Origin of the sequence: Nocardia stercoris, from assembly GCF_003696265.1 — a bacterium.
Taxonomy (GTDB): Bacteria; Actinomycetota; Actinomycetes; order Mycobacteriales; family Mycobacteriaceae; genus Nocardia; species Nocardia stercoris.
Genome location: NZ_RFFH01000037.1, coordinates 1 through 11,237, shown reverse-complemented (window position 1 = coordinate 11,237; position 11,237 = coordinate 1). Strand labels below are relative to the sequence as shown.

Here is an 11,237-nt window from a genome sequence, read left to right as displayed (position 1 = left end):
GAGTAGGACACCGCCGGAACATACATTGCCGAGAGCCCCGACCGATACGGTCGGGGCTCTCGTGCGTTCGGGGAGTGTTTCTCGAATTATGAAGGCCCCCAGCTGATGCTGGGGGCCTTCGTGCGTTTCCGGTCGCACTGAACGGCAAATCGGCTGCTCGCTTCTCCGGGGTAGATTTCTCGACATGGGTCTGACCACGGGGTTCACCGATGCCTTCGCTGTCCGTCATCCGATCGCGCTCGCGCCGATGGGCGGTGTGGCCGGTGGTGCCCTGACGGCGGCGGTGTCGGAGGGCGGCGGTTTCGGGATTCTCGGTGCCGGCGCGGGCGATCCGGAGTGGCTGGAGCGGGAGGTCGCCATTCTCCGGGCGGCCACGGCGTCGCGGTGGGGGATCGGGCTGTTGACCTGGGCGATCGACGGCGATGTCGTATCCCGGGTGCTGGAGTACCGCCCGGCTGCGCTGATGCTGTCGTTCGGCGATCCGGCACCGTTCGCGGAGCGGGTGCGGGCCGCGGACACCCGGCTGATCGTCCAGGTCACTACCGCGGACGAAACGCGGCGGGCGCTGGATGTGGGCGCCGATCTGATCGTGGCGCAGGGCAGCGACGCCGGTGGCCACTTCGGCCGGGACGCGGTGGGCACCATGTCCTTCGTGCCCACTGTCGTCGATTTGGCCGGTGCCACACCGGTTCTCGCCGCGGGCGGCATCGGCGACGGGCGCGGCTTGGCCGCAGCGCTCGCCCTGGGCGCCGCGGGCGCCCTGGTCGGCACGCGCTTCCAGACCAGCCCGGAGTCCCTGGTGACCCCCGAGGAACGCGCCGCTCTCCTCGCTGCCCACGCTCCGGACGCGGAAGCCAACCGCACCTTCGACATCGCCCGCGGCTCCGCGTGGCCGGCCCGCTTCCCGGCCCGCACCCTGGGTTCCGCGTTCCTCGACGAGTGGCGCGGCCGCGACGACGAACTGCTCGCCGACGCGGACGCCCGCGCCGCCTTCCAGGCTGCTGCCGCGCGCCAGGACCCCGCCGTCGCGATCATCTGGGCCGGCCAGGTGCTGGACCGGGTCACGGACGCGACTCCGGCCGCCGAACTGGTCGCCACGATCGTCCGCGAGGCCGAGATTGCGTTGGAGCGGGCACGACGCTGAAGAGACTCGGTCTGCGTGCCGATCAGACGCTGGCGATCGCGACGATCCTGCGCGGGACGACGGTGATCAGCCGCCGCTCCGCCGGCACTGCCGGCGTGTCCGGGCCGAGATACTTGGTGCGGATACGTGCTGTCCACAACCCCTCGGGATCCTCAGCCACAGTAGCGTCACCGATCACCCGAATCTGCTTGTTCGGCCGTTCCCCATCTGCCCGCAATGGCTGTTCCACATCGATCACCAGCCCCACCCGCGAGTTCTCCGCTGCCCGTCGCAGATGGGGTCGCCCCGCGTAGCTGGTCAGCAGGAATCGCCCGTTGTCCCAGAGGAACCAGATCGGGGTGACGTGCGGAAACCCGTCCCCGTCCACCGTCGCCAACCGTGCGACAGTGTCCGACCTCAGCAGTTGTGCCACTTCGAGTTCGTTCAATCGGCGCATCGCGCTTGCTTCCTTTGTCCAGCAACGTGATTCACTTGTCGTCGTTGACGGCGAAGGCCGCGTAGTCGGTCTCCGATTGCAGAATGCAGAACTCGTTGCCTTCCGGGTCCGCCAAGACCGTCCACGCATCGATGTTCGCGCCCCAGAGCACCAGCGTCGCACCGAGTTCGACCGCTCGCGCGACCGCGGCGGCCCGGTTCACGGGTCGTAGGTCGAGGTGGATCGGGTTCTTCGCCGTTCGTGTCGGCGCCTGGGTGCGAACGGCAGAACCGGACCGACACCGTCGCTCGGTCCTATCCGGATCGAGGATGTGAAGTTTCGCAGGCGCACATAACCCAGCAGTGTCGCCCAGAACGCCGCCAGCCCGGGCGGATCCGCGCAATCGATGGTGACACAATCGATCCGGACGGCAGGTGATGCCGAGGGAGAAGCGTCCACGCCCCGACCGTAGCGGTCGCCGAAAGCTCTGGCCCGCAATCGGATCACGATGATCGGTGTATCTCGCCGTCGAGCAGAATAATTCGGTTTCGCGTTTTCCGTCGGCGCCCTAGCCTCGTACTCATCACGCGCCGCGATCCGAGCGGCGCCGCGGGCGGGAGGGGAAGTCGTGCGGAGCATCGGCACGGTCGTCACCTCCCGTACCCGGTTCGAGGTGATTCTGGTGTCTTCGCGGCCGCGGTGCCGGCTGCGCGGCCGGTACTGACGGCGGATCGCTGGTGTGCCCGCGGCTGATGCCGTGGGGTGTGGTGGCGTATACGAGGTCCGCGAATCGCGCTGTCCTGCATTACGGATCAGCACAGAGAGTCAGAAGACCGTGCGTACCAATCTGTCCCCGTCCACCCGTACCGCTGTGCGCAACCTGGGTATCCTCGCCCATGTCGACGCCGGGAAAACGACTGTCACCGAACGCATCCTGTACCTGACCGGTGCCGTGCACCGGCGCGGTGAGGTCCACGACGGCACCACCGTCACCGATTTCGACGCGCAGGAACGTGATCGGGGGATCACCATCTTCTCGGCCGCGGTGAGCTGCCGGTGGCGCGATCACCGGCTGACCGTGATCGACACTCCCGGGCACGTCGACTTCTCCGACGAAGTCGAGCGCTCGCTGCGGGTGCTCGACGGTGCCGTCACCGTGTTCGACGCGGTGGCGGGCGTGCAGCCGCAAAGTGAATCGGTATGGCGGCGGGCCGATCGTTACGGTGTGCCGCGCATCGCGCTGATCAACAAGATGGACCGTGCCGGTGCGGATTTCGCTGCCGCGGTGGCGTCCGTCCGGGATCGGCTGCATCCCGCACCGCTGCCCGTGCACCTGCCCATCGGGCAGGAGGCGGACTTCTGCGGTGTGGTCGATCTCGTCGCGTGGCGCGCCTTGCGCTGGGACGGTGACGTCCTGGTGGAATCGGCTGTGCCGGAGGAGCTCTCGGCGGCAGCGGGCGCGGCCCGTCGGGTACTGGAGGAAGCCGTCGCCGAACGGCATGCCGAAGCGTTGGAGGACTATGCCGAACACGGAACACTGACCGCGGCGCGGCTCACGCAGGCGCTGCGGGAACTGACGTGCGACGGCGAAGTGGTTCCGGTGCTGTGCGCGGCCGCCTACCGCAATATCGGCATCGAGCCGCTGCTCGACGCGATCGTCGCGTACCTGCCGGCCCCGGACGAGGTACCGCCGGTCTCGGCTGCCGACAGCGCGGACGGCGTGCGGGTGCGGTCCGCCGACCCGGCGGCGCCGACAGCGGCTCTGGTGTTCAAGGTGCAGGCCACCGCCACCGGGCGGCTGACCTCGGTGCGGTTGTATTCCGGCGCGCTGCGCAAGGGCGACCACCTGCTCGACACCGGTACCGGCCGGAGCGAGCGGGTGGGCCGCATCCTGCGGGTGCAGGCCGACCGGCACACCGAGGTGCCGGTGGCGGTGGCGGGCGACATCGTCGCGCTGGTCGGGCCCAAGTCCGCCCGGACCGGCACGACGCTGTGCGATCCGGCGCATCCGGTCCGGCTGGAACCGCCGGTGTCGACCGAACCGGTGCTGTCGGTGGCGGTCGAGGCTGCCGATTCCGCTGCCGCGGAACGACTCTCGGCTGCGCTGGCCCGGCAGGCGGAGGAGGATCCGGCGCTGGTCGTGCGGACCGATCCGGAGACGGGGCAGACCGTGCTCGCCGGGCTCGGTGAGCTGCATCTGGAGGTGGCGGTGGAGAAGATCCGCCGCGACCGGGGGCTGGCCGTGACGGTCGGGCGGCCGCAGGTCGCTTACCGCGAGACCGTCGTGCGTGGAGTGTCGGGGCTGCTGTACCGGCACGTCAAGCAGGACGGCGGGCAGGGGCAGTTCGCGCACGTGGTGCTGGATGTGGCGCCGCTCGGCGAACCGGGGACGACGGGCTTCGAGTTCGTGTCGACGGTGCCGGGTGGGCATGTGTCGCGCGAGTTCGTGCGCGCGGTCGAGGCCGGCTGCCGGGACGCGCTGGCTGCCGGACCGCTGGACGGGCGGCCGGTGACCGGGCTGCGGGTCACGCTGGTCGACGGCGTCACGCACTCGAAAGACTCCTCGGAGTTGGCGTTTCGGGCGGCGGGGCGGCTCGGGCTGCGAGAGGCGTTGCGCGGCAGTGTGCTGGCGCTGCTCGAACCGGTGGTGGAGGTGACGGTGACCGTGCCCGCGGACGTGCTGGGCACGGTGCTGGGTGACCTGTCGGCGCGGCGAGGGCAGATCCTGGGCACCGTCACGCGGGGTACCACCGCGGTGGTGACCGCGTCGGTTCCCCTGGCCGAAATCTTCGGCTACGCAACCCGATTGCGGAGTCGCACCCAGGGCCGTGGCACATTCACGACCCGCCCGCTCGGGTACAAAACGGCCGCTTGACCGGTGTGTGACGCCGGTCCGCTTTCGAGCGGATCGGCGTTGCGCCGAGGCGACATTCCTCTGTGGCACTGGTACTTTCGTCCCGTTCGATCGTGCTGTATGCGGCCCGGATCGCGGGCCGGGAATGGATGTCTGATGACTGCCGAGGCTATTGACACCCCTCTGCACCTGCAGGGACGCGATGCCGTCATCGCCGCTGCCGCGCCGGAGGATTGGCGGGAAAACGCACCCGATTACCACCTGTCGAAGACGGTCATGCCGGGCCAGCGCACGACCGATCACGCCGAGGGTTCGCTCGAGGCGATCGTGGAGCAGCTGGTGCAGGTCTTCGAGATGGAGGTCTCGCACAAGAAGGACCCCGCCAAGTGGCTGTCCGTGGTGGCCGAGCACTACCGGGGCCGGGTGAACGGTCTCGCGTGGCAGGACGCCGAGGAGTTCGCGCGGATCGGTAGCTACAACATCCTGATCGGTGACAACCCGTACTACCAGGCCGACGACGAGACCTTCGAGTCCTCGCACAAGGTCTTCCACACCGCGTTCCCGAACGGTTTCTACTGGGAGGTGCTGGAGGTGCTGGCCGGCCCGCCGACCGTCACCTTCAAGTGGCGGCACTGGGGCACCTACGAGGGTGAGTACAAGGGTCACCAGCCGACCGGTGAGGTCATCGAGTTCTACGGCATGACCGTGGCCCGGGTCACCGAGGACCTGCGGATCCTCGAGCTGGAGCACTTCTACGACAACAACCAGCTGCTCGGCCCGCTGGCGCACGGCTGCCCGGTGGCGCACGACGCGAAGTAGGCTCGCCGGCCGAACCCGCTTCTGGCGGGTATCGGCCATCGGGGCGATTGTTGTCGCGACATCAGATATCGTTGTTGCAACAACAAACCACCGAGGAGTTGGCCATGATGTATTCGTTCTCCGAGTCCGCCGCCGTCGCCGGTGACCTCGACGCGATCTGGGCGGTGGAAACCGACGCCGGGCGGCGCTCGGAATGGGACCCGCACCAGGAGGGATCGCGCCTCGACGGCCCGTTCGCGCCCGGCACCAAGGGCTGGGTCAAGCCGAAGGGCGGGCCCGCCGGGCCCTTCGAGATCGTCGAGGTCGAGCCGGGCCGCTCGTGGGTCAGTGAGGCGCCCATCCCGTTCGGCAAGCTGCGGGGCCACCACGACTACGAGGCGCTCGGCGACGGTACTGTGCGGGTCACGTACCGGACCGAGATCCACGGCCCGATGGGCCCGCTGTTCCGGCTGATCTGGGAGAAGAAGATGCGCGCCGACATGCCACGCACCTTTGCCGCGCTGGAGGAGGAGGTCGCGGCCCGTGGGTGACGGTCGCCCTCGCGCCGTACCGCGGGGACCGCTGCAGAGCCCGGGATTCTGGCTGCACCATGCCGCGCTGGAGTGGCGGTCCACGCTCGAGCGGAACCTGCGTCCGCTCGGGCTGACGCCCACCCAGTTCAATCTGCTCGCCAGTGCCGGCTGGCTCGCGCGGCACGGCGGCGAGCCGCCGACCCAGCAGCAGGTGGCCGATATGGCCGGCGCGGACCGCATGATGGCCTCCCGGGTTCTGCGCTCACTCGAGGACCGCGAATTGCTCTGCCGGCGCTCCGATCCGGCCGACGCCCGTGTATTTCGGCTCGAATTGACCAGTGCGGGAAGGGAATTGGTTCGCGCGGCGGTACAGATCGCGGTCGACACCGATGCCGAACTGTTCGGCGCGGACGGTGACGAATTGCGCGAGCGGCTGCGGCCCGTTGCCGCGCACCGGGTTCCCGGCGAGCGGACGAGCTGACCGGTTCGGCGCTATTGCGCCAACGCCCATCGAGCCGGAGCCGTGACCGCGCGGCGGCCCGGCCGCAGCGATTCCGCGGCGCGAACGGTACCGGAGCGTGACCGAAATCGATGCGCAAACAGCGGGCATCGCCCCTCCCGGTAGGATCGCGGCAACGCGCGTGACCTCGGGGTGGTTTGCTCCGTACGAGCAGACCCGAATCACCGCCGACACATCCGGAAGTCTGTCATTATTGACTGCGGCTCCGATTGCCGAAAAGACTTGCGGGAGTGGGGAAGGCAATTCTCAGCTAACGTCCGGACGGCGGAACGATCAACCGAAGGGGGCGATCCATGACGAGGCGATTTGCGACTTCGGTATTGTCGGGCGCAATGTCACAGGAGACGAACGCGGGCAGGATGTACGCCGGGCAGCCCGTAGAAGACCGGCAGCGGCAGCGGCGTGCCCGTTTTCTCGAGTCAGGCCTCACAGTGTTCGCCCGTGACGGCTACGCCAACAGCTCGGTCGGAGCCATCTGCAAGGATGCCGGACTGTCCTCCCGGCAATTCTACGAAGAGTTCACCGGCCGCGAATCGCTGCTGCTCGAGCTGTACGAAATGATCGACCGCGAATCCCGCGAGGTCGTCGCCGCCGCGCTGGAGGAGAACTCCGACGCCGGCGCCGCCGCGATCATCGACGCCGCCGTCCGCGCCTACGTCGAATCCATCGGCCGCGACCCCCGCAAGGCGCGGGTCGCGCTCGTCGAGGTCGTCGGTGCCGGGCAGAAGGTGGAGAAGTTCCGGCTCGACCTGCGCCGCGCGTGGGGTGAACTGCTGGCCAGCGCCGCCGAGGACGCGGCCCTGCACGGCGAGATCCCGCCCGGCGACTACGAGATGCGCGTGATGGCCATCATCGGCGCCGTCAACTACGTCGTCGACTGCTGGAGCGGTGCCGACCCGAAGCAACCGCTCGACGAGGTGATCCAGGTGCTGCGACGCGTCATCATCGGTGCCGTCAGCAGCTGAACCGGGGAACCGATATGTCCGGCAACAGCATCGAGGGCGGCACCGTCGTGGATGCCGAGCCGGCGGTGCCCGGCGCCACTGACGAACCGGGATTCGTTCTGTGCGGGGACAATCCGCTGGTCTATCAGCTGGCTTCGACACTGCGGCAGCGATATCCGGACGCACCCGTCACCGCGGTGCTGCCCAACGGATTCGGCTCCTATGTGCCGCGGCTCGCGCAATTGGACGGGGTCCACATCCGGTATGCCGAACGGCTGGACGAGGATACGTTGCGCGACGCCGGCGTCGCCCGCGCCCGAGCCCTGGCGCTCCTCGACCAGGCCGACGTCGAGAACTTCCACACCGCGCTGCGGGCGGTCGAACTCAACCCGCAGATCCTGCTCGTCGTCCGCATGTTCAACACCGGACTCGGATTCCGGATCCGGCAGTTGTTCGCCGACTGCGTGGTGTTGTCGATCTCGGAGATCGCGGCGCCGTCGTTCATCGAACACGCGCTGGGTAACACCGCCCTCAGCTATCTGCGGCTCGGCGAGCGCACGCTGTATCTGACCGGCGCGCAGGACCCGCCGCTCGGACCGGTCGTGTGCGGGGTATCGCAGGAATCGGACGGCCTGCGGTTGCGCCCGGCCGGCGAGCCCGCCGACCGGCAGCTGCTGCTCACCGAACGGGAAGCCGCCCTGCCCGGCTCGCGCCGGCGCTGGATGAGCGTGGCCCGCTACCTGGCCCGCAATCCGCTGATCCGGCTGCTCGCGCTGCTGCTGGCGGTGATCGGGTGCGGCTGCCTGGCATTGATGGCGATGGGGACCGGGGCGGGCGCCTCGATCTACGAGACCATGCTCGACGCCGCCGGCGCCGCCGCGCCCGAGACCGACAAATCGTCGCTGTTCAAGGTCGTACAGCTGTTCATCACCTTCACCGGGCTGACCATGACCCCGGTCGTGACCGCGGTGGTCGTGGGCGGCGTGCTGCGCGCCCAGCGCGACGACGCCGGCGACGCGGCCCGCTACAGCGACCACATCGTGGTGGCCGGGCTGGGCAACGTCGGCATCCGCATCGTCGAGCAGCTGATCGACCTGCGGGTCCGCGTGGTCGGACTCGACTACGACGAGAACGCGCGCGGTGTCGCCGTCGCTCGCGCGCTCGGCGTGCCGGTCGTGATCGGCCAGGCGACCTGGGAGAACGCGTTGCGTGACGCCGGCGTCGGCCGGGCCCGGGCGCTGGTGCTGGCCACCAGCAGCGACGCGGTCAACCTGGAAGCCGCCATGCTCGGCAAGACCTACCGCGACGACCTGCGCGTCGTCCTGCGCCTGTCCGACGACGACCTGGCCGCCAAGGTCCGCCGCAGCCGGCTCGGGGAAGACGGTGTCCTCGTCACCAGCGTATTCGAACTCGCCGCAGCGGGATTCGCGGCCGCCATGACCGACCGCCGCGTGATCGCCACCCTCCCCTTCGACGAACCGGGTCAACCCGACGCCGACCAGTCCGACGAATCCACCCTGCTGGTCGCCGACGTCCCGGTCGGCACCGGCTCGGCCCTGCTCGGCCGCCCGCTGTCGGCCGTCGACGCCGACGAACAACTCCGCGTCGTCGCCCTGCAAGTCAGCAATGCCGCAGAGCTGGACTGGAATCCGGCCCCGGAGACGATCCTGATGCGCGGCACCCGCCTGATCGCGGTCACCACCCGAGCGGGCATGACCAAGCTCATGGCGCAGACCGAACCGCAGCCGATCGCGGAACTGTCCGACGAGGCGCCGGTGCACTGAGGGGCAGTAGCTGTTTCGGCTGTGCCCCTGAATCCGGGGCTACCGGCGGGCGGGAAACGGCCCACGGTGAACCACACGATCAGCAGAAACGTCGCCCGCTCCGGTGCGTGGTACTGGCCGTCGCCACTGCGCTGACCGTCGGGTGCAGCGGCCGCCGAACCGGTGGCGTCTCCCAGCGACATACGGTGTCCGGTCGATACCACACTCGGGTCGGTCGGTGTCGGAAGTTTCCTCGGCTGTGCCGGTTCCGTGGCATCGTCCGAACCGGGCACGCTAGCCGGCCAGAGCTCGATGCTGTCGGACAACCCGTGGGGTCCGCTGGGCGGGCTCGCCGCGGATATCATCTATTGGATCAACCACGCTGGCCCGTGCCCCCTCGCAGCCGGGGCCTGCTGATCACGGACATCGTGATCGTGCGCCGCGTGTCGATCGCTCTGGTCGGCCTCGGTGCTGCCCTGGCTGCGGGGCCCGGCGGGCTCGTGCGGCGGGCGGGAGCGTCGATCGGATCCGGTGGGCGCGGCGGGTAGCGTGCGGGTATGGAGACCGTGGTGGTGCGGGTGCCGGACGGTAGTACCGTCCCGGTGCGGTTGATTCCGGCGCGCGGTACCGATGCTGCTGTGGATCGGCGGTCCGGAATCTCGGTGCAGCAGGGGGCGGGTCGGGTGGTGGCGGTGATCGTGCCGGGGCTGGGGGTGCCGGCCATCTACTACGAAGGGGTAGCGCGGTTGTTGGCGCAGCGGGGGGTGGATGCGGCGGTGCTGGAACTGCGGGGGAACGGGGACAGTCGGCCGCTGCCGGGGCCGGGGAGTGCCTACGGGTATCACGAACTCGCTGCGGTGGATCTGCCCGCGGTGCTGAAGATCGTTCGGGAACGGTTTCCCGGGCGCACTCCGATTCTGGTGGGGCACAGTCTCGGTGGGCAGTTGTCGATGCTGTACGCCGCGCGGGTACGGCATCGGATCGGTGGTCTCGTGCTGATCGCTTCGGGCGCACCGGATCCGCGCGGCTACGGCGGAATCGCGCGGCCCGCCATGATGATCGGGCCCACGGTTGCCGCGCTCACCGCGCAGGTGGCCGGCTTCTGGCCCGGCGACCGGATCGCCGCCGGCGGATTCGGTCGGCAATCCAAGGTGCTGATCGCGGACTGGGCGCGCTTCAGCCGCACCGGGCGCTTCGAACCCACCGGAGCCGACATCGATTACGAGGAGCGGCTGACCCGGCTGCGGCTGCCGGTCCTGTCGATCACCATCGCCGGCGACGAGCTGGTGCCACGGCGGTCCGCGCACAAGCTGCTGGAGAAGCTGCCGAACGCCACGATCACACGGTGGCACAATCCGGATCGGCTGGGGCACAACACGTGGGCGCTCGAAGCGCAGGCGGTGGTCGAACGGATCATGCTGTGGCTGAACGAATCCGAGCTCATCCGGACGGCTTCGGTGTGATCTTGTGGCTGACTGGCTGGCTGACTAGCTCGCTCACTGGCGGCCAGCTAGCTGACTGGCCTGGCTCACTGACTGGCCTGGCTCACTGACTCACTGACTCACTGGCGGCCAGCCAGCTGACTAGCTGGCCCCACTGGCGGTTGCCTGACTAGCTGGCTCGCTGGCGGCCAGCTAGCTGACTATCCAGTGGCTCACTGGCGGCTGGCTAGCTGGCTGGCTCACTGGCGGTTGGCTAGCTAGTTGGCTCACTGGCGGCTGGCTGCTGGCGGTTGGCTAGCTGGCTGGCTCTCTGGCGGTTGGCTGGCTGTGGCGGGTGCTGCGGGTTGGGCGCATTCGGGCAGTGCCTGTCTCGGCGGTGTGCCCGCAGTAAGTGCTCGGGTCCGGGAGTGGCTCGACTCGGGCCGTTCGATGCTTCCGGATTCGCTGGAGTCCAGCTGCATACAGTTACTTGACCAGCAAATATGTTGAGATTCTTTGGGTTCCACCCTGGCGCGTGTGGAGGTTCGAGCGTAAACTTGAAGCATGACTTCGACGGGGGTAGAAGACACAGGACAGGCGGCGGCGACACTGCTGTCCACCGTCACCGCCCTCATCGAACTCCCCCTGACACCACTGTCCGACGACGCCATGTGGCAGGCCATGCGCGACATCGAAACCGCCTACTGGAAACTCGCCGCCGTCCAAGACCGCATGCTGATCGAAGCCGCCGAACGATCCTTCCCCGAAACCTGCGGTGTGCGTGGGGAAAAGCGGATGCTCACCGACGTGTTCCGGCTCTCCGGCGCCGAAGCGCACGGGCGAGT

At 68.9% G+C, this 11,237-nt stretch carries 10 protein-coding genes and 1 pseudogene; 9 read left to right on the top strand and 2 right to left on the bottom strand.

The genetic code is table 11. The features are described 5' to 3' along the window. The first annotated feature begins 184 nt into the window (after positions 1-184). Positions 185-1,144, top strand: coding sequence for an NAD(P)H-dependent flavin oxidoreductase (locus EBN03_RS33330; protein ID WP_122192154.1), 960 nt, complete (start codon positions 185-187; stop codon positions 1,142-1,144). A 22-nt stretch (positions 1,145-1,166) separates the two neighbouring features. Here EBN03_RS33330 and EBN03_RS33325 read toward each other — a convergent pair whose 3' ends face one another. Then, positions 1,167-1,580, bottom strand: a complete 414-nt coding sequence (locus EBN03_RS33325; RefSeq protein ID WP_267899330.1) for a pyridoxamine 5'-phosphate oxidase family protein — start codon at positions 1,578-1,580, stop codon at positions 1,167-1,169. 31 nt (positions 1,581-1,611) lie between these two features. Then, positions 1,612-1,962 carry a VOC family protein gene (locus EBN03_RS34405; RefSeq protein ID WP_233608814.1) on the bottom strand — a complete coding sequence of 117 codons (351 nt, stop codon included), beginning with the start codon at positions 1,960-1,962 and terminating at the stop codon, positions 1,612-1,614. A 432-nt stretch (positions 1,963-2,394) separates the two neighbouring features. On the opposite strand from EBN03_RS34405, the gene fusA reads away from it, so the two are divergent. From fusA to EBN03_RS33285, 8 genes and pseudogenes are all read left to right on the top strand, one after another. Continuing rightward, complete coding sequence (fusA, locus tag EBN03_RS33320; RefSeq protein ID WP_122192152.1) at positions 2,395-4,434, top strand: elongation factor G; 2,040 nt, start codon at positions 2,395-2,397, stop codon at positions 4,432-4,434. A gap of 135 nt (positions 4,435-4,569) precedes the next feature. Continuing rightward, complete coding sequence (locus tag EBN03_RS33315; protein WP_122192155.1) at positions 4,570-5,232, top strand: ester cyclase; 663 nt, start codon at positions 4,570-4,572, stop codon at positions 5,230-5,232. A gap of 104 nt (positions 5,233-5,336) precedes the next feature. Beyond that, complete coding sequence (locus EBN03_RS33310) at positions 5,337-5,762, top strand: SRPBCC family protein (RefSeq protein ID WP_122192151.1); 426 nt, start codon at positions 5,337-5,339, stop codon at positions 5,760-5,762. After that, positions 5,755-6,225 (top strand): MarR family winged helix-turn-helix transcriptional regulator, encoded by a 471-nt coding sequence (locus EBN03_RS33305; RefSeq protein ID WP_158675812.1) that lies wholly within the window; start codon positions 5,755-5,757, stop codon positions 6,223-6,225. Before EBN03_RS33310 ends, EBN03_RS33305 begins: the two co-directional genes overlap by 8 nt. Positions 6,226-6,596: 371 nt before the next feature. Continuing rightward, a complete protein-coding gene (locus EBN03_RS33300) occupies positions 6,597-7,229 on the top strand; it encodes a TetR/AcrR family transcriptional regulator (RefSeq protein WP_233608813.1) in 633 nt (210 codons plus the stop codon). Positions 7,230-7,243: 14 nt separating this feature from the next. After that, a complete protein-coding gene (locus EBN03_RS33295; protein ID WP_122192148.1) occupies positions 7,244-8,992 on the top strand; it encodes an NAD(P)-binding protein in 1,749 nt (582 codons plus the stop codon). Between the two features lie 536 nt (positions 8,993-9,528). After that, entirely contained in the window at positions 9,529-10,434 is a 906-nt protein-coding gene (locus EBN03_RS33290; protein ID WP_122192147.1) for an alpha/beta hydrolase family protein, read from the top strand. Positions 10,435-10,956: 522 nt separating this feature from the next. Beyond that, positions 10,957-11,237 (top strand): annotated as a pseudogene (locus tag EBN03_RS33285) (HNH endonuclease signature motif containing protein); the annotation flags it as partial.